General features: G+C 47.3%; 16 protein-coding genes. 8 read left to right on the top strand and 8 right to left on the bottom strand.

Going from position 1 to position 19507, the window contains the following annotated elements; translation table 11 throughout:
- The first annotated feature begins 97 nt into the window (after window positions 1–97).
- Window positions 98–706, top strand: a complete 609-nt coding sequence (locus J2W69_RS02405) for an outer membrane beta-barrel protein (RefSeq protein ID WP_310274200.1) — start codon at window positions 98–100, stop codon at window positions 704–706.
- A 49-nt stretch (window positions 707–755) separates the two neighbouring features.
- Here J2W69_RS02405 and J2W69_RS02400 read toward each other — a convergent pair whose 3' ends face one another.
- From J2W69_RS02400 to J2W69_RS02385, 4 genes are all read right to left on the bottom strand, one after another.
- Window positions 756–2033 carry an acetyl-CoA hydrolase/transferase family protein gene (locus tag J2W69_RS02400; RefSeq protein WP_310274198.1) on the bottom strand — a complete coding sequence of 426 codons (1278 nt, stop codon included), beginning with the start codon at window positions 2031–2033 and terminating at the stop codon, window positions 756–758.
- A 189-nt stretch (window positions 2034–2222) separates the two neighbouring features.
- Window positions 2223–2429, bottom strand: coding sequence for a 2-hydroxymuconate tautomerase family protein (locus tag J2W69_RS02395; protein ID WP_310274196.1), 207 nt, complete (start codon window positions 2427–2429; stop codon window positions 2223–2225).
- A gap of 9 nt (window positions 2430–2438) precedes the next feature.
- Complete coding sequence (locus tag J2W69_RS02390; protein WP_310274194.1) at window positions 2439–2831, bottom strand: nuclear transport factor 2 family protein; 393 nt, start codon at window positions 2829–2831, stop codon at window positions 2439–2441.
- Window positions 2828–3430, bottom strand: a complete 603-nt coding sequence (locus tag J2W69_RS02385) for a glutathione S-transferase family protein (RefSeq protein WP_310274192.1) — start codon at window positions 3428–3430, stop codon at window positions 2828–2830. The genes J2W69_RS02390 and J2W69_RS02385 overlap by 4 nt, the downstream gene beginning before the upstream one ends.
- Window positions 3431–3545: 115 nt before the next feature.
- On the opposite strand from J2W69_RS02385, the gene J2W69_RS02380 reads away from it, so the two are divergent.
- Together J2W69_RS02380 and J2W69_RS02375 are read left to right on the top strand one after the other, a co-directional pair.
- Window positions 3546–4433, top strand: coding sequence for a LysR family transcriptional regulator (locus J2W69_RS02380; protein ID WP_310274190.1), 888 nt, complete (start codon window positions 3546–3548; stop codon window positions 4431–4433).
- 315 nt (window positions 4434–4748) lie between these two features.
- Window positions 4749–5354: an outer membrane beta-barrel protein gene (locus J2W69_RS02375; protein WP_310274188.1), complete on the top strand. Its 606-nt coding sequence runs from the start codon at window positions 4749–4751 to the stop codon at window positions 5352–5354.
- Between the two features lie 72 nt (window positions 5355–5426).
- Here the strand turns inward: J2W69_RS02375 and bktB are convergent, their stop codons facing one another.
- From bktB to J2W69_RS02360, 3 genes are all read right to left on the bottom strand, one after another.
- Window positions 5427–6611, bottom strand: coding sequence for a beta-ketothiolase BktB (bktB, locus tag J2W69_RS02370; RefSeq protein ID WP_310274186.1), 1185 nt, complete (start codon window positions 6609–6611; stop codon window positions 5427–5429).
- Between the two features lie 75 nt (window positions 6612–6686).
- Complete coding sequence (locus J2W69_RS02365; RefSeq protein WP_310274183.1) at window positions 6687–7136, bottom strand: hypothetical protein; 450 nt, start codon at window positions 7134–7136, stop codon at window positions 6687–6689.
- A 178-nt stretch (window positions 7137–7314) separates the two neighbouring features.
- Window positions 7315–10293 (bottom strand): ExeM/NucH family extracellular endonuclease, encoded by a 2979-nt coding sequence (locus tag J2W69_RS02360; RefSeq protein ID WP_310274181.1) that lies wholly within the window; start codon window positions 10291–10293, stop codon window positions 7315–7317.
- 287 nt (window positions 10294–10580) lie between these two features.
- On the opposite strand from J2W69_RS02360, the gene J2W69_RS02355 reads away from it, so the two are divergent.
- On the top strand, window positions 10581–10814 hold the full coding sequence (locus tag J2W69_RS02355; protein WP_310274179.1) for a hypothetical protein: 234 nt from the start codon (window positions 10581–10583) through the stop codon (window positions 10812–10814).
- Between the two features lie 16 nt (window positions 10815–10830).
- On the opposite strand, the gene J2W69_RS02350 is transcribed toward J2W69_RS02355, so the two are convergent.
- Window positions 10831–11568, bottom strand: a complete 738-nt coding sequence (locus J2W69_RS02350; RefSeq protein ID WP_310274177.1) for an alpha/beta fold hydrolase — start codon at window positions 11566–11568, stop codon at window positions 10831–10833.
- A 179-nt stretch (window positions 11569–11747) separates the two neighbouring features.
- On the opposite strand from J2W69_RS02350, the gene J2W69_RS02345 reads away from it, so the two are divergent.
- The 4 genes from J2W69_RS02345 (at window position 11748) to tamB (ending at window position 19481) form a co-directional block, all read left to right on the top strand.
- Entirely contained in the window at window positions 11748–12713 is a 966-nt protein-coding gene (locus J2W69_RS02345) for an ABC transporter ATP-binding protein (protein ID WP_310274175.1), read from the top strand.
- Window positions 12710–13879: an ABC transporter permease gene (locus tag J2W69_RS02340; protein ID WP_310274174.1), complete on the top strand. Its 1170-nt coding sequence runs from the start codon at window positions 12710–12712 to the stop codon at window positions 13877–13879. The genes J2W69_RS02345 and J2W69_RS02340 overlap by 4 nt, the downstream gene beginning before the upstream one ends.
- 134 nt (window positions 13880–14013) lie before the next feature.
- Complete coding sequence (tamA, locus tag J2W69_RS02335; protein ID WP_310274172.1) at window positions 14014–15723, top strand: autotransporter assembly complex protein TamA; 1710 nt, start codon at window positions 14014–14016, stop codon at window positions 15721–15723.
- A complete protein-coding gene (gene tamB / locus J2W69_RS02330) occupies window positions 15720–19481 on the top strand; it encodes an autotransporter assembly complex protein TamB (RefSeq protein WP_310274169.1) in 3762 nt (1253 codons plus the stop codon). The genes tamA and tamB overlap by 4 nt, the downstream gene beginning before the upstream one ends.
- Window positions 19482–19507 lie beyond the last annotated feature (26 nt).

Genomic DNA, 19507 nt, shown 5'->3' with positions numbered 1-19507 from the left:
ATGACTTAAATAGTTAGCAGCTTAAGAAGAAAATAATTTACAAAACAATCCAATTAAATTTAGAGTGTAAAAGGGAGTAAACATAAAAGGAACTTCGATGAAAACTGCTCTGAAACTACTACTGCTTTTACCTTTATTTTCTGCTGCGCCCGCTTTATTCGCCGCGCCGTCAAACATAGCCGTCACCGCAGATGTCGGCGCAACACGACAATCCGGAGATGGCGAATCTGGTAATGCCACCTCACTCTCTGCTGGCCTGAGTTATCAAATCACCCCCACCTGGTCTGTAGTGCTGAACTATACGGATTCAGGTGAAGCAGATGTGCTGAGTTTCGGCACAACGCTGCCAGGAGACAACAATACTTATAATGCCACCCTGTCTCTGGATACTACAGGTATAGGACTTTTTGCCCAGTACCTGACTGAACGCCAGGTTGAGAATTGGTCCTTTGGCGGCCGTTTAGGCTTGATACGCTGGGATGCTGATGTAAATGTAACAGCACATCTTTCACCTGATGTCAGTCTGACAGCTTTGTCTGATAAAGGAACTGATCTGGCAGCAGGTTTACTGGCTCAGTATGCATTCACCGAAAAATGGGATCTTACTTTGGGCCTTGACTACCTGCGGTACGACATGAGCTTTGAAGGCGAAAGCACTGATATCACAAATACCAGACTCTACATAGGTTTAAAAAACTCTTTTTAGCCAGATACACAAAGCCCTGAAATTACAGCTCAGGGCTTTGTTTTTTCACTTAAATGACTAAACCCCAATCTTCATAAGCGGCTTTAGCTAATTGTTCCCGAAATTGGGGGGCCGCTATATCAATTAAAGCTCTGGCTCTTTCAGTCAGGCTGCGCGCCCGCAAGTTTGCCACACCAAATTCTGTCACCACATAATGCACATGAGCCCGGGTGGTCACTACCCCAGCGCCAGGTGCCAGTAAAGAACTGATACGGGATAAAGTGCCGCCAGCTGCTGTGGCTGGTAAAGCAATAACAGAACGTCCGCCTTCAGACAAAGCGGCACCACGAACAAAATCCATCTGCCCGCCCACTCCTGAATAAATGCGGGTTCCCAGTGAATCAGCACAGACCTGTCCGGATAAATCCACCTGCAACGCACTGTTGATTGCCATCACCTGTGGGTTCTGCCGGATCACAGCAGTGTCATTGGTGTAAGCCACATCTAAAAACACCACTTCAGGGTTATCATCCACAAAGTCATACAAAGCCTGACTGCCCATCGCAAAAGTAGTGACTATTTTGCCAGGGTGTTTTTTCTTATTGCAGTTGGTGAACACACCTTTTTCCAGCAAAGGCAAAACGCCATCAGAAAACATTTCGGTGTGAATACCTAAATTCTGCCTGTCGCCAAGGCAAGCCAAAGTGGCGTCAGGAATAGCCCCAATGCCCATTTGCAGGCAATCGCCATCGCGCACTAAACTTGCCACATGACGGCCTATCTGAGCTGTCACCGGATCAACAACTGCAGGTAAATGCAAAGGAATTGGACTCTCCAGTTCAACATATGCCGCAAAATCTTTCAGATGCACAAAAGAATCGCCATGAGTACGGGGCATATTCGGATTGACTTGCGCTATGATTTTTTTCGCAGACTGCAAAGCCGCTCTGGTGGCTTCCACTGAAATACCAAGGCTACACAAGCCATGTTTATCCGGCGGCGATACCTGAATAATAGCGGTATCGAGCTTTTGTTCCCCACTGCGGAATAACTTAGGAATTTCCGATAAAAAGGCAGGTACATAATCCGCCAGCCCCGCATTCACAGCAGGACGACTGGGCCTGCCAACAAAAAACACCCGCTGGCGCAAATGGCCTTTTAAATCCGGTGAACATAAAGCTTCGCTGTGTTCTGTATGCAGGCTAAGTAAGGTCAGGTTTTGTTTTTCCAACGCAACACGGGCAAGGCCATTGAGCATGCTGTAGGGAGTTGCTGCCATCGAATGGCACCAAATGGTTTCGTCGTTTTGGATCAAAGAAAGTGCTTGTTCGGCCGAGTAACAACGCATAAAAGTCCTGAGTCAGGGAATGAAGATAAACGAAGTTTAGTCGCTTTTCATCAGGCAAATACTGATAAGGATCAACTACAATCCATATTAATCAGCAACGGCTTCGACGATAACGTCCAGAGCAAGATCAAGACAGCGAAACAACTCAAGGGCACTCTGTTTTTCCAAAAACAGCGGCCCTTTTTATTATCAGTGCCTGGCGGCCAGGCGCAGCTCTGTCACAAGTTGATAACCAACTCCCCAGTTGTCGGTGTTTACTTCGTCAATCAGCACAAAGGTAGTACTGGGGTCTTTGTTCAGCACATCAACTAACAATTGAGTCACCCCTTGCACCAGCTTGCGCTTTTGCTCCGCAGTTACTCCTTCGTCGGTTATTTTAATATTTACATATGGCATATTTAGCTCCTAATTGTGGTTGGGATCAGTAAAAGGGTTGTCAGCATAAAGCTTGGCGACAATACGCCAACTGCCCTGCTCTTGCAGTAACCCCAGATAATCGATGTACTGCCTGCCTAATAATGGACAGCGTACTTTTGCCATGGCTTGCTCTCCGGCCAGTTCAACAGACAAAATCTGATATGCAAAAGGGTGCGCCAACTGCGCCGGCACCGGCCTGCTTGCGACTAAATCCAGCCACTGTTTTTTGCTGCGTCGCACCCCAGGCGCATACAAATGCGCCTCATCATCAAAGATACGGCTTAGCAGCTCTGTATCTGCCCGATGTAAAGCATCAAAGTATTGTTCCAGCAGCGCTGTAATTGCCTGGAAATCGCTGACCTGTTCAGTCACTATGGTCATGTTGCTTGCTGCTCAGCAACCAGAGCAGCCTGATAGCTGGGCAGTGCCTGAACTTTGGCAATCATGACCTGGCTGAGAGGGCCAATGCTGATAGCAACAGAAAAAAACGCCCCCCAATTGGCATACACAGCCAGCAGAATATCGGCGACAGAGTACTGTTGCCCACCCAGATAAGGCTGTGTCTGCAGCTTTGTTTCTACTAACTGCCAAAGCTTGCAGATGTGATTAGCAGCAGTTGCCATCGCCAGCTCTTTAATCTCGCCCTCAGCTAATTCGCTGCTGAGGAAAAACAACTTGCTGTAAGCCGGATGTAAAGTGGCATTGGCAAACATCAGGTGTTCAATAGCTTTCTGGCGTGCCTCTGTGCTGGCTGGCAGTAAATCGTTGGCATGTTTTTCTAACAAATACAAAATGATAGCCGCGCCTTCAGTCAGAACTTTACCTTCGACAGCAAGCGCTGGTACTGCACCAACCGGATTAATCCGTTGATAAACAGCCACGCTGGCTTTGTTAACCAGCTCAAACGGCTGACCAAGTTCGCGCAAAACAACCTGAATAGCCAGCGAGCAGGCTCCGGGTGAAAAATACAAAGTGTACATAATGGGTCCTCGTCGTTATGCACTCCACAAAACAGGAGCAACCTCAATATAGCTATGCCCACTAAGTGAATAAATGACTACAATGGAACAACTTTATTTCCCAGAAGGAAACAATGTGGACAAATTAAAAGCGATGCAGTTGTTTGTACGGGTAGCGGAATTGGGTAGTTTCAGTAAAGTTGCCGGGCAAAACGCTGTCAGTAAATCCATGCTCAGTAAGCAGATAAGTGCATTAGAACAGAGCTTAGGTGCCCGCTTACTACAGCGATCAACCCGCAGATTGCAGTTGACGCAAACCGGAGAAGAATATGTACAGCGTTGCCGGGATATTTTGCGCCAGATCGAGGATACCGAAGCCCGTATTCAGGAACAGCAACAAGTACCACAAGGCAAACTTAGAATTAATGCGGCCATGGCGCTGGGGCTAACCACTCTGGCACCGGCCCTTGCCGAATTTATGCGCCAGTATCCGCAAATCGAGTTGGACGTGCATTTAAGTGACGAAGCACAGGATCTGTTGCAGCATAATTTTGATCTGGGTTTACGGGTTGCCAGCCAAACATTTGACTCGGCCTATGTTGGTAAAACTATTACGCAGTTTAGTTACACCATTTGTGCATCGCCCCAGTATCTAAGCCGTCATGGTCCCATCAGTTGCCCTGAGGATTTGCTTCATCATCAATGCTTTGAGTACAGCTATTTTCGCCACAAACATATCTGGCCTGTGGGGAAAAACGACATTCCCATCAGCGGTAATCTGAAGGCCAATAGCTCTGTGTTTTTACTGGAGATGGTTAAGCAAGGTATGGGGGTCGGTTTTATCCCGCGTTTTATTAGTCATCAGGCGCTGCAAGCGGGTGACATAGTTGAAGTGCTTAAGGCCGAACAAAAACCCAGGATGACACTGTACGCGCTTTACCCGGTGAGACAATTCACGCCACCGCGATTAAATTTGTTTATTGAATTCCTGCAAGCCTGGTTTAGCCGACATCCCTATATCTAGAAGCGATGGAAGCCCGTTTCGATACAACAAGTGCCCAAAATACTAACAGATCCGCAAAGGTGTTTTATTGCAACTGATGTGCTGGATTTTGTGTTTATCTGTTCAGGCTTACTGCGACTGTACTGATAGTGTTGCCTTCCATGCTATTCATCTCCATTCCGGAACAATAAAAAATTACAACCTTTTAAAAACAACAATTTACATTAATGAGTTAATTAATTTACACTCCAGACCCCAACTGGGCTCAAACCATGGCTCAGGCACTTCAGTTGTGATATTGCACTGGAAAGATACTTATCAACCAAAGGGATTTTGATGAAAAACTACAGCATTTTATTGTTTTTATTACCTACTTTACTACTTTCCCAGCAGGTAGCAGCTCAGGCTGATGCATTAAATCTGACGGTGGATTTAGGCGCAGCACAACAAAAAACAGATAGTTTTTCAGAAAGCGACAGTTCAGCCTCTGTTACTTTGGGTTATGAACTCAGCTCTAACTGGTCACTGAACTTAAGCTATACAGATTTTGGCAAGGTATTTGCAGGCCCGGGTCTATTGGTCACTGAATCAGGCAGCTATGATACGCAGCATTTTATCGAAACCAAAGCTTTGGGTTTAACAGCTCAGTATCTGACGGATCCTTTGATTGCGGGTTGGGCTTTTGGTGCTCGTTTTGGCCTGATGCATGTAGACACAAAATTATCCTCTGTTGCACCGGAATTCATGGGTGGTTTCAGTCACAGCAGATTAGATTCAGGCACTGCGCCAACAATAGGAGCTCTGACAACTTATGCTCTGACAGAAAAACTGGCTCTGATCGTCAGTGCTGACTATATGGCGCCTGAAGTAGAAACTTCAGGCATTGGTGATGAAGATATTAAAACCACACGTTTTGCCGCAGGTTTGAAATACCACTTCTGATGAGTCCCCTGGAACCCCGGTTCAGACTTTTGAGTCCTTTTATGGAGAAAAGCTAAACCGGGGTTTCTTTTATCAGAGTCGTTCAATCAATAAAGCTATACCCTGCCCGCCGCCAATACACATAGTGATCAAACCATAACGCCCGGCAGTTCTTTGTAACTCGGCCAAAGCTTTGACCACTAAAATAGCCCCAGTCGCTCCAACCGGATGACCCAGTGCTATAGCTCCGCCGTTTGGATTTACTTTCGCCGGGTCAAAACCTAAGGTCTGGCTGACGGCCATAGCCTGTGATGCAAAAGCTTCATTCGACTCAATCACATCAATTTGCTGCAACGAAAACCCGGTCTGACTCAGCAGTTTTTGCACTGCGGGTATAGGCCCAAGCCCCATCAGAGCGGGTTCTACTCCGGCAAAACTATATCCTATTAAACGGGCTGCGGCTTTGACGCCAAGACGATTGGCTTCACTGACACTGGTTAACACCAAAGCGGCGGCGCCATCATTTAAGCCGGAGGCATTACCTGCTGTCACCAGACCGTCTTTTTTAAATGCAGCTTTGAGGCGGCTTAAACTCTCCACTGTGGTATCCGGCCTTATATGTTCATCCTGTTTTACCTGGAATTCGTTCTGGCGGGACTGAACCACTACAGGCACAATTTGTTGGTCGAAGTAACCTTGCTGCTGCGCATAAGCGGCACGGCGCTGACTTTCAGCGGCAAAAGCATCAAGCTCACCGCGGCCAAAGCCATAGTGAGCTGCAATAGTTTCAGCAGTCAGGCCCATATGACCAGTACCAAAAGGGTCGGACAAAATTCCCAGGGTTAGATCTGTCACAGCAGCATGACCGAGGCGTAACCCTCTACGAGCCCCTGGTAGCAGATAAGCACCGTTACTCATACTTTCAGCGCCACCGGCCAAAGCCACCTGGCTTTGCCCCAATTGGATCAACTGGGCTGCAGAAATCACGGCTTGTAAGGCAGAACCACATAACCTGTTGACATTAAATGCAGCACTGGTCACAGACAAACCCGAATTCAGCGCTAAATGGCGGGCTAAATACGCATCCTCTGTTCCGGTTGTAATAATATGGCCAAAAACGGCATGGTCGATTTGCTCTGCCGTCACACCACTTCGGCTGATGGCCGCTTTAGCCGCCACAATCCCCAAGTCTGTAGGGCTTAATGAAGATAAAACGCCGGCAAAACTGCCAATAGCAGTGCGCGCACAGCTAAGAATAACCACATCAGAAAGTTGCATACGGACCCCACACTAAACAGATGACTTACTATCATTCATAGCAGCTTATCTCAGTTGGCTGACGCACAGCACCTGCTATAGCCTGTCAGCCGGGCCACACATCGGCAGTTTTTTCATCTCCTGCTCTGTCGCGCTGTCGTTACATTCACCAATAATCCGCTCGTAACCATGCTCAAAACTGCTGTCGAGTTCAAAGTAGCCTTCTTTACAAAACTGTTTTGCTTGCATTAACTCAGCCAGTTCATTATACAAAGGGCCTTTTCCCATCTCTTTATCATAACGATCGGCATTGGCGGGACGAGCAGAGCGCCACTGCATTTGCCGCTCTGTGGCCATGCGCTGCATCATCACTTTGTGTTCTATTTGCATAGGGCGGCCTTTGCGGTAGCTAAATTGTTTGCTTTGATCCGGATGTACGCAGGCTTTAAATACCGCCTTTGCGTCAGAGCGCTTGTGGGGTGTTGAAGAACATCCGGCAAGAAGCACAACAACACTCATAAGCCCTACCCAATACTGTTGTTTCACCTGACTATTTTCCTTTTACTAAGCAGTTGATCTGCATGAAAGCTTTGGATCTGAATCAACCAGACTCTGGCTAACCTATTAGGTTCCTTGTAACACAAAATAACCCCGATAAGCAGCCAAAAAAACAGCCACCCGCAGGTGGCTGTCTCAATATACTCTGGTCTGATTCAGGCAGAGGTTAACCAAATAACCAACCCAATACAGCAGTAATCACAGAAATCACCCACTGTACTACCGCATTACCTTTGCTATCTTTCACTTCAATGGCATAAGTCACAGTGGTGCTGACCCCCAAAGAGTCTGTCGCTTTGATGCTGAATTTAAGTTCAGGCTGATGTTTAGCGTTCAGTTTCTTTTTCAGTGTCAGTTGACCATTTTTAAACGTCAGGTACTTGTCAGCGTCGATCAGCTGAAGGCTTTGAATACTGGCGTTGTTGCCTGTCGCTTCTGCTTTGACTGTCGCCAGCAAAGTACCTGGACGAATGTTATCGGAAATAACAGCTGGTAAACCTTCTAAGCTAATAACAGGTAACTCAGGTAAATCATTCAGCTGTACTTCAATGCGGGCAGCTTCAGACACTAAACCGGATTCAGTTTGTACTGTTAAGTCAAAACGCAGCACCTGACGGCTTTCATAGTCCAGTTCAGCACCAGCAGCTACTATCAACTGACCTGTAGCGCTGATAGTAAAGAGTGCAGCCTGTTCACCTGACAATTGATAGCGGCTAATAGCCACAGCAGAACTGGTGACAATCTGCCCTACAACAGTGCCCGGAGCTGCCTGCTCGTCCAGCGTAAAAAACTGGTCCTGCACTACAGGTTTAGCAAAATAAACCGACATCACCATAGGGTCATGATCAGAAGAGCGGAACGGGCCAGGCGCATAAAAATTGGCTTTGGCTACTTCAGATTTAAACTCTTCGTTGTAATCCAGAATGATAGGTTCATCTGCATTGATCGCCCACTCTGTTACTTCGGCTACCCGGCTTCTGATATCACCAGCGGCAAACACATGATCCAGACTGCCCGACTCACCATTAAACTGATAAGAGCTGACTTTGTTGCCATGCGCCTGCTGACTTAACTGTACATAACCTGCATCATTCATAGCCCGGATAGGGTCTTCCAGCATATAGGCATTAAAATCACCTACTATCACGCTGTTGTCGGTTTCGACGCCTGTAGGGAAACCTGCAAGCCAGTTGGACATTGCCGTCGCAGCTTGCAAACGTAAACCGTTCCAGCACCCCTGACCATCGCCTGAATCTATATTGGCCAGATCAGATTTATTACCTGGACAGCTGCCTTTGGATTTAAAGTGCACTACAGTAAAGTTCACTAACTCACCGGATTGCTGCACTTTAAAACTCTGGCTGATCAGAGGCCTGTTGCCATAATCAAAAGGCGCAGCTGTGGTTATAGCAGCCAGACCAGCCTGAGTGACTTTGTCCTTGCGATAGATAATAGCCGACGTAATAGCGTCAGTTCCTACTTGCGGCATGGCAAAATCAACAAAAGCCCAGACATCAGCCCCCGCTTCTTCATTTAAACCACGGACTAAATCTGCGAGGGCGCTTTGTTCGTTAAAACCATCATTTTCAATTTCCAGCAAACCAACTAAATCGGCGTTCATGGCCGAAATAGCGGCAATAATTTTGCTGCGTTGTTTGGCAAATTCAACAGCAGTGGAAGCACCACGGGATGTAGGAAAACCAGCACCAGTGCCGTCACCGTTAAAATAGTTCAGCACATTGATACTGGCGATACGGTAATCACCTTTGCTGATAGCTGGTTGCTCTGTGCGTGGATTGCTGCTGATAAATACAGGCTCGGTCAGAGGGTGAACCCGATATTTACTAAAGCCATAACCCAGCACGGCATCAAAAGGCAGCACCTCATCACCCACCCTTAAGGTATTACTGGCCGATAAACCAGGTGCAGGATACACCTGATCTTTATTCTGCAGATTAGAGCCGTCATCCAACACCAGCTTGTTCAGGCTATTGGCTGCCATCACAGCTTTTGCAGCATCTCCTGGTAATGCAATTTGCGTCGGCTGATACAAACGTTCAGAAGATAAGGTCAGTTCGTTGTAACGACCTAAGCCATAGTTATCAGTGACAGTCAGGCGTTCGGTTAAGCGAACTTTCATCCCCTCCAGCGCTTCGAGCTGGCTTAAACTGCTGACAGGTAAAGTCACAGCAACAGCGGCTATATCCTCGCCTTCACCACAGTCGGTTAAGTCCACCAGTTTCGCCAGTTGAGTCTGACCAAAAGACTCTTCGACCACGGCACTGACACGAACTTTGTCACCCACTGACACCAATTTACCAAACAGGTTGTCGTAAACAAACACCCCTTCAGAGGTCAAAAGGTTTTGATCCTGATCGGCCATTTCTTCCTGAATAAAAAAGCCTTTTAAGCCACTGGTCTCCTGATAGCTGGCTGTAACTACTGCTTCGACAGAAACAGTCTGACCTTTCAGTGGCGATTCATCCGCCTCACCCTGAATAGCGGAAATAAAGGTGGCTACATCACCACACTGGCCGTGTACGTATACTGGTTCTTCCGGTTCAGGTTCTTCCGGATCCGTAGAGCCTGAGCCGTTATACAGCCCTATATCGCTGAAATCATCCTGAGCAAACTGCTCGTATTCCAAAGAAGGATCAAACAGATCCTCAGGGATGGTATCCCCTTGTCTAACTGAAGCTTTGCGTCTTAAGGTTTTATCTAGGGTAGAGACGCCACCTGAGTTCCAGGCACTGCCCGGGTCAAAGCCAACCTGACCAAAAGAATCAATCACCTGCCCGCCCTTGGAGAGCACCAACGCATCGTCACCGTTGTACCAGGATGAACTATTCAGCAATTGAGCTTTGTCTTTTAACGCCGCTACTGCATTACTATTGGCAATGACATAGACAGCGCCTGGTGCCAAAGTACCTGTTAAGTTGATGGTATTTGCAGCTGTGCTATTGCCATTAAAAAACATCTGCAGTTTGTACTGCGACAAATCAAGGCTCTGAGTGCCCAGATTCACCAGTTCAATTGCTTTGTTATTGGACGAGCCTTCAACGTATTCGGAGATCAGCAGTTCGGCCTGCAGCTGTGGACTGAGCGCCAGTGCAACTGCAACGGCGCATAAATTTTTGATGTTCATGGAGTTCACTTTTTAGTTGTTTATAATTTTAACGGCTAAACATTAGAAGTTAATAATGTTACAAACACATTAATAAACGAACGCTTTTATTTAATCAATCGCAAAATACCAGCGGCTAAACGGAGTTCAGGCTGCATTCATCGTAATTTTTCTGCTTTTTGTCCAGCCAAAGGAACAAAGTCACTTAACTTTTGTCAGAGCCATTGCATGAGAACTCCTCCCGGAGTGAGAGAAGTAGTACACCACCAGGGATTATTATTAAAAAGCGCTACACCGGAGCTCAACCCATGATGACAAGTATCCGTACCCGTATTCTGGCTTTTTTAGATCTGGCGCACTGCCAGTACAAAGTAGAAGGCAATACCATCACCACGTCTACTGCAGTGCTGGCCTTCACCGCTGATCATTTATCTATTTTGCGTGAGGGTAAACCTGAGCGCTTCATGCCTTATGAAAAGCTGAATATGGATAAAATTCTGTTTTTACTGACAGCTCAGTCGGATAAAACTCCAGCGCATTAACAGCACAGCAGTTGGCTCAGGCTATTTGCACCGACTGTGGTGGCTGTGCTGAAACAAGATGCTCTTCGATAAAGAGTTGTAGTTGCCAGGCCGCTTGCTCCGGGACGGCCTGAAGTAAAAAATGTGGAGCATCTAGTCTGACAAGCTGCATACCAGGTTGCAGTTTTTTTAAGGTTTTTGCATTAAAAGCCCAGATAAGCCGGTCCTGCCGGGCCTGCAAATACATCAAAGGTAAAGTCAAAGTAGCAAACTCTGTCAGTACGTCCACCTGCAACGTTTGTTTAGCCCTGTGTTTAATCACCTGCTCTGGCACCATCATCAGAGCATTTCCCATCAAGGCAGATAACTGCGGGCTGGCATATCGCCCTTGCAACCATAATGCAGTCCAGTGATGCACCAGTTCATTCCAAGGCAGTTTATCCACAGCACTTGCCAGACCTTTAATAGCAGGTAACGGATTCCGGCCAAAAGTACAGCACAACACCAGAGCTTTTAAGTAATGCGGTTTTTCTGCAGCCAGAATTATGCCCAAAGGGCCGGAAAAAGATTCGGCCAACAACAAATAAGGGCTTTGCGGCAGTTGAGGCCGGATGTAGTCCAGTAACTCACTGTAACCCCACAGCTGATCCAAAGGATATGCAATCACCTGAAGCTCATAGTCCGGTGCCAGTTGCTGAGCCAAGTGCTGATACAAAGTGCCGGTCCCATCCAGGCCTGGCAGCACTACTATGGTCATTTGGCTTTTGATGATCATGAGTCCCATCCTGCTCTGATAACCCGAAAGCTCATTCTAACCAAGGCAGATGACAAAGTGCTGACAACAGCAGAATACAGAGGGAAGGTTAATAACCTGTCACATTTTCCAGTTGTTGTTACCTCATGAGCATTGATATGCTTGGGATTCCCCCACTTATTTGCTTGTAAGGACAGATCATGCTCAGGATTTCTGCCTTTCAGATAGAAAAAAGCTACAGCACGGTCAAAGCGGTTAATGGCATTAGTTTTGACGTTCAGTCTGGCCAGATTTTTGCGCTGCTTGGCCCCAACGGCGCAGGAAAATCTTCACTTATCCGTATGCTGGTCGGATTAACCAGACCCGATGCAGGCCAGATCCGTATTGAATATAAAGGGGAAGAACTCAGCACTTTGCCTCAACGTTGTTACGGCTATCTACCAGAAGACAGAGGGCTGTATCAGGACAGAACGGTACGCCAAAACCTGACCTATATTGGTAAATTAAGGGGCATGACCACAGCAGAGATCAGCACAGCCTTGATTCACTGGTGCACCCGGCTTGATCTGCTGGAAAAAATGGATGACAACCTGACTAAATTATCCAAAGGGAATCAGCAAAAAGTGCAGCTGATCAGCTGCGTTATGCATGCACCTGACTTGTTAATTCTGGACGAACCCTTTTCAGGTCTGGACCCGGTTAATCAGGAGCATGTGTTGTCCATTCTGACTGAATTAAAACAAAGTGGCACTACTGTGATTTTAAGCGCACACCAGATGGCGCTGATTGAACGCTTAGCCGATCAGATGCTGCTGTTAAATAAAGGTCAGCTGGTGGCTCAGGGCAGTCTGACAGAAGTCAGCCGGCAGTTAGACCCACAACAATGGTTCGAAGTCTGTTTTGAACAGCAGCTCCCTGCTGAGGCTTTGGCTCACTTAACTGCGGTGGCAGAAGCAAAAGCCATAGACGGCCACAAATTCCAACTGACATTAAAACCAGATGTAAGTGTCAGTCAGTTACTGCAACAACTCAGCGCTGTGGCAGAGCTGGCGGATTTCAGCCGTATTCAACCCAGTTTGCATCAGTTGTATCTGACCGCAGTGCAGCAACACAATCAACAACAGCCCGTATCTCAGCCCAAAGATGCAGAAGGAGTTGCAGCATGAAATTATGGACTATAGCCGTCTTTGAGTTTCAACGTTATTTTAAATGGAAACAAGAGCTTATCACTGTAGCTATACTGGCGGCCTTTTTAGTGTTTTCCGCCCTTTGGCCAGTGGTAAAAACCTGGCTGGACAATGATTATAAAATTGCACTGGTTAGTCAGGCAGCAGCACCCAAGGTCAGTGGTTATAGTTTTAGCCAAATTCCTGCTGATTCTGCAGAAACAGCACTCTCAGGTGTGGGTGATGTCTGGGACTTAGTGGTACAGGTGCAGGACAATAAGCTGGTGATGACAGCACAATCCAGTGCCAGCTGGCAGGACAAACTGACTCCGGAACTGCAGAGCTGGTTGCAAAAGCAACGAATTGGCGAATTACCACTCACTACAGAGCAAAAAGAGATTGTAGATAACCTGCCTGATACAGAGCTGGTTTTTCTGAAAAAAGATTCAGTCCAACAAAACAAAGAACAAAAATTAGTCAGCGGCGGCCTGCTGCTGCTGATGGTTGTTGGTGTATTTTCAGGTTTTGGCTTTATGTTTACCGCCATTACCACAGAAAAACAGCAACGAGTCACTGAACAATTATTGACCCTGATCAGCAGCAAAGAATGGATTGACGGCAAAATTTTAGGTATTTCGCTGTTTTGCTTAAAAAGTATGATCACCACAGGTTTGTTTTTTTACATTATGCTGCAGGCCATTTCTATGATGAAAGGCAAAGGTTTTTTTGTATTGCCGATCAGCCCGTCAGAACTGGCCAGCGCTTTGATTTTTGTCAGTTTAGGTTTATTGATAATCAACAGTTTTATGGCTGGTTTTGCCGCTACTATTGACGACCCAAACCATTCCAGTCGTTCGATCATTATGTTTTTACCGAGCGTTCCTCTGGGCATAGTGTTCAGCGCTATGGATAACGCTGAGGGCACATTGATGCATATACTGAGTTTATTTCCGCTCACCTCTTTTGCAGCTATGCCGATGCGAATGGCCACAGTTTCTGTGCCCTGGTGGGAGTGGGTGTTATCTCTGGTGTTATTGATTGCTTGCTTGTTCTGGTTGAAAAATGCCGCCAGCAGAGTCTTTGAATTAGGGATCCGTATGTATGGCAAGGAACCCGAATGGTCATTGCTGCTAAAAACCTTTTTATTTGCACGAGTGAAAGAGTAGAGCTCCAGGCAACTAGTCTACGCAATTGGTCTGTTAAGCGTTTGAAAACGTACTGAACTCTCTCATACTGTTATACTCTTAGAGCCAAGCCGGACCTTGCTGGTCCGGTATTAACACAAAGGATAGTTCGCATTTTGTTGTACAGGACTCTGGCCATTCTGGCGCTGCTTGCCGCCTCTGCCGCAGCAGCGCATCCACAAATAGAACTCAAGGGCGTTTCAGGCCCCCTTGCCGAGAATATTGAACTTTATCTTGACCGGTTACCGGCGAAAAACAACCTGGGCTCCAGACGTTTTCAAAACAAAGTCATTGAAGATGTCAAACTTGCAGGCCGTGCTGTAGGTTATTACCGCATGACTATTGAACCCAGCCTGGTGGGTAAAGATAAAACACAAAAACTCCGGCTGACTATTAAACCAGGTGAAGCTTTGCGGCTGAAGTCCGTCAAAGTGGAAATTTTAGGTGAAGCCTCCACAGATCCTGAATTCATCCAGTTGGTAAAGCAAGTGGGCCCTAAAGTGAATCACAGGGTGCATCATGGCCGCTATGAAGAAATCAAAAATCAGTTGAACTCTTTGGCGCTTCGCCGCGGCTATTTTCAGGCGAAATTTGTCAAGCAAGAACTCTCAGTGGCACCTCGCTTGTTACAGGGTTTTATTCATATTCAATTTGATTCGGGCCCACGTTATCACTTTGGTGAAGTTGCTTTTGAAGGCAGCCAGATTCGTGACGAACGATTACAATCTATGCTGCCCTTTCAACCCGGCGAGCCTTATTTGTCGAGTCAATTGGGCGAGCTGAATCAACGTTTGGCGGAGAGTAACTGGTTTCGCACTATAGATGTCACAGTCGATGAACCGGAAAATGCTGAACAACAGCTGGCCGTCACTATTAAAGTGGAGCCACAAATCCGTAATACAGTAGAAACTGGTGTAGGTTACTCCACAGATTTAGGTCCACGCGTTAAGCTGAACTGGAACAGGCCCTGGCTAAATGACAGAGGCCATAGTTTTAACAGCAGAATGGCGCTGTCTGGTCCTGAACAAACCGTTGAAGCGGGTTATAAATGGCCAAAGAAAAACGTCAGTAACGACTTCTACAAACTGAACTTTGGTATAAAAAATAAAGATATAGAAGATACCCGCAGTCAGGAATACAACATAGCTCTGGAGCGGCACTGGTTGCTGGCAGACGACTGGTACAGAACAGTATCCTTGCGCTGGCTGTACGAAGACTATGAACAAGGGCTGGAGTCGGGCAGCGCGAATCTGATTATGCCTGGTGTCACTTTTAGCCGAAGCTGGAACAGTGGTGGCAGCATGCCATCAGAAGCCAGCCGCTACTTAATTGCTACAGAGATTTCTGACCCGGCCTGGGGATCAGACAGCAGTTTTGTGCGGATACGCAGCCGGGTCGGCTGGATCGGTTCTTTTTCTGAAGACCATCGTTATCTGGTGCGTTTTGATGCAGGAGCCGTACTCAGAGAAGCCATCACCGAACTACCGCCTTCATTACGTTTTTTTGCCGGCGGTGATAACAGCATTCGTGGTTATTCCTACGAGTCCATTTCACCTGTCGACGCAGATGGCAAGCTGTTGGGTGCCCGTTATCTGGCAACAGCAGCGCTCGAGTATCAATACAGGGTGTCAGGCAATTGGTGGGCGGCTGCATTTTTTGATGCGGGCAGCGCCTGGAATGACAAAGCGGAGATTTACCGTGGTGTAGGTTTAGGTGTGCGTTGGGCCTCCCCTGTTGGCCCTATTCGTATTGATGTTGCCTGGGGGCTGGATGTGCCCTCCGACCAGGCCTTTCAGTTGCATTTTAGTTTGGGGCCAGAGTTATGAGTGTGGAGAAAAATACAGGAGCTGATGTAAAAAACATCAGTTCAGCCTTTAGTATTAAAAAATTCTTTTTAGCCTTAGGTTTAGGGTTGTTGTTGTGTCTTGTTGCGTTGTTTTACACCAACAAACCTTTGCAACTCCTGCTCAAACTTGTACCAGAGCATAGCCCGGTGCAACTGGGTCAGATCAGCGGCACTTTGGCCGAAGGTTTTACGCTGACTGATCTACACTTTGCACAAAAGGGTATTGAACTCAGGGTCAACACCCTGACAGCGAAAGTAGGCTGGTATTGTTTAGGCCGTTTTGAAATTTGTATAGATACAGCCACAGTGCAAGGTGTGCATCTTGTATTCAGTCCGACCGCTGAACCTGCAGCTCAATCGGAAGATACCCTGCTGGAATTCCCCAAAGTCAGTATTAACCAGCTGCACATCAGTGATCTGACCTTGCAACAAGGCGAGCTGCGACTGAGCCTGAATAGCTTAAGCACAGAGCTGAAACTCGGTGGTCAGCAGATACAGTTGGGCGAGACTCTGCTAGAGCAATTACAACTGCAATTGCCTGAAAGTATTCCGCAACAAAGCACAACAGCCAGTACAGAAGCCTGGTGGCATTATCAGGTGCCGGAGCTCAGGCGCATTGAATTGCCTTTATGGCTTAGTATAAAAAAACTCACTTTACTCCAGCCTGAAATCACAGGTGCTCAGCAATTTTCTGCACAGCAGCTTAGTTTTTCACTGCAAGCCAACCCGGATCAATTTGAATTAACTGCGCTGCAACTGATCCGACTGGAAACCAGTTTGCCTGACTTGCAAGGCCATCAGCTCAATGCCGAAGCACAACTTAGCCTGACCAACTCCACTCCTTTTGCAGTGCAGGGGTTTATCAAAGCAGACAGTGGCTCACTGGTGCTTAACAGCAGCATTGCAGGTTCACTTGAGGAGTTACAACTCAAGCTGGAGTTAACAGGCACTCAGCAAGCCACAGCACAGATAGAGATTGCTCCGCTGAGCGCCGGATTACCGCTGTCACTGCAACTGAACGCCAGCAGTTTACAATGGCCACTGCAAGGTGAAGCCTTATACAAACTGCAGGCTGTGACTCTGGATGCACAAGGCTCATTAGCGGATCTGAAGCTTTCAGTGCAAAGCCAGCAGCAATTACCGCAACTGCCCGACAGCCAGTTGCAACTGACAGCACTTTGGCAAGCGCCATTATTAAGCTGGTCAACACTGAGCCTGACCTCTTCTTTGGGCTCTGTCAGCAGTGCAGGAACTCTGGATTTAACCAAAGAATTAGCAGTGGATGCCACGCTGGCGCTGGACAAACTGCAACTGGACCCCTGGCTAAAAGAGTACCCAGGCCAGTTAAGTGGTGATCTTCAAGTCAAAGCCAGTTACCACCAGCAGCAATGGCAACTGGAATTGCCCGCTTTAGCTATTCAGGGCCAGGTGCGTCAGCAGCCATTGTCTTTGTCTGGTCAACTGAGTGCCAAAGGCAAAGCCTTAAATGTAGAAAAATTAAGCAGCAAAACCCTGATACTGCAACATGGCAACAACAGCATCAAAGCCGAAGGTGAAGTCACGGATCAATGGCTGATGCAGCTTTCTGTCACAGCACCTGATCTGGCGAGCTCAATTGCGGGTGCTCAGGGCAGCCTGAGCGCTGAAGCAAAAGTCACAGGGCCACAGCACTCCCCTGCTGTAGATCTAAAATTACAGGCACAAAAGCTGCGCTATAAAAAACTACTGCGTTTGCAGAGCCTAAGCCTGAATGCACAAATCAACAGCAATAATCTGGATCACCAGCTAGAGCTGACGCTGGGTAAAGGCATGCTGTCTGGCCAGACATTAAATTCTGCTCAACTGCTTATGACAGGCAATAAAAACAGCAGCGATCTGGTACTGCAACTGGACGCAGCTGACTACAAAGCCCAGCTGCAGGCAGCGGCCACAGCTAAACCGAAACAACAATGGCAGATCAGCGTACAGCAAGTGCAGCTGCAAACACCTGTAGGTCACTGGGCTTTGGCCGACCCCCTGCCGATAGCACTGGATTGGCCCAAACAACAACTGGCTTTACCAGCGCATTGCTGGACTTCTGAACCTGGACAGCTGTGTCTGGAAAAACCCAGTACCATCAGCAGCAGTCAGGGCGATTTATCTGTGAAACTGCAACAGTTTCAACTGGCGCTGCTGGAGCCTTTTATCGGCGAATCCCAACAACTGACAGGTGAAGCGGCCGCAGATCTGCAACTGAACTGGGGTAAAAAACAAGGTTTAAATGCATCAGTGAAGCTCACAGGTACAGCAGGCCACTGGCGACAAACGGATGTGAATCCGTTGCAACTGCCATGGCAAGGCTGGAATGCAGCAGTGCAGCTGACTCCAAAAAAGCTATCCAGCGACTGGCAAATGCAGTTTAGTGAAGACCGCTCTCTGAAAGGCTCTGCTTCATTGCCGGATTTAACTGCAGAGGATAAAAAACTTGAAGCAGAACTTAGCTTAAATCGACTGGATTTAAGCTTTTTACGTACTTTATTACCGGAGCAAAGTGAATTTGTCGCCACCTTAAACGGTCAGGTTCGTGCCGGCGGTACTCTGAACAGACCTTTGTTATCCGGTCAGATCAACGTCACTGAGGTTAAACTGCACGGTACCAATGCGCCACTGGACATTGAGCAAGGCAGTATGCAGCTGGATTTTTTACAGCAAAAAGCCATATTAACCGCCGATATTCAAAGTGGTGAAGGCAAAGCCCAATTATCAGGCTATGCCGACTGGTTTGATTTAAAAAACTATCAGGCCCGACTGGCTTTAAGTGGTCAGCAATTACCCCTGAACTTGTCGCAAGGCGTGGTCTATATCAATCCAGAAATTACAGTACTGGCGCAAAATCAGGTGGTGGCAGTGCAAGGCACAGTGCAAATTCCGCGTGCTGAACTGGCCATAGATGACTTGCCACAAAACGCTGTGCAGATCTCAGCTGACGAAATTCTGCTGAACAAAGAACTGGAAGTGCGCCGTGGTGCTGTGACCAGTTCAGTTAAATTAGTCACTGAAATGCGTTTGATCTTAGGGGATGAAGTAAGGCTGCAGGCTTTTGGTTTAAAAAGCCGGTTAAAAGGCCAGTTGCTGTTTAGTCAGAATGAGCAGCAACAACGCTTACGCGGCGAAGTGAATATTCTCGATGGTACTTTCCGTTCTTACGGTCAGGATTTGCTGATCCGCAAAGGCAAGCTGATCTTTAACGGCCCTGTTGACCAGCCGTTTTTAAATATCGAAGCCATTCGTAATCCCTCTTCTACTGAAGATGACGTGATAGCCGGGATCAGAGTCAACGGCCCTGCCGATCAGGCCTCAGTGGTCATTTTTTCCGAGCCATCTAAACCTCAGGCCAACGCTTTGTCTTACTTGCTGATGGGGCGTGACCTGTCAGGCAGTGGTGACAGCAAAAGTAACCCACTGACCAGCGGTTTAATTGGCCTGGGTATAGCCAACAGCAATGGTATGGTCAGCCAGTTAGGTCAGGCCTTAGGTTTTGAACAATTTACTCTTGATACTGCAGGCACGGGGGACGACTCACAAGTGACAGTCAGCGGCTATTTATCCCCCAAACTGCAACTGAAATACGGTGTAGGTATTTTTAACTCTTTGGGCGAATTTACCTTAAGGTACGAGCTGATGAAAAACTTCTATCTGGAAGCAGTACAAGGCATAGACAGTGCCGTAGATGTGCTTTACAAGTTTGAGTTTGATTAGGGTTTTGAGCAGATACAGAGATGGTT

The sequence above is a fragment of the Rheinheimera soli genome, from assembly GCF_031457405.1.
GTDB classification, from domain to species: Bacteria; Pseudomonadota; Gammaproteobacteria; order Enterobacterales; family Alteromonadaceae; genus Pararheinheimera; species Pararheinheimera soli_A.
The sequence above is the reverse complement of the archived record's forward strand: the minus strand, read 5'-3'. Positions and strand labels throughout refer to the sequence as shown.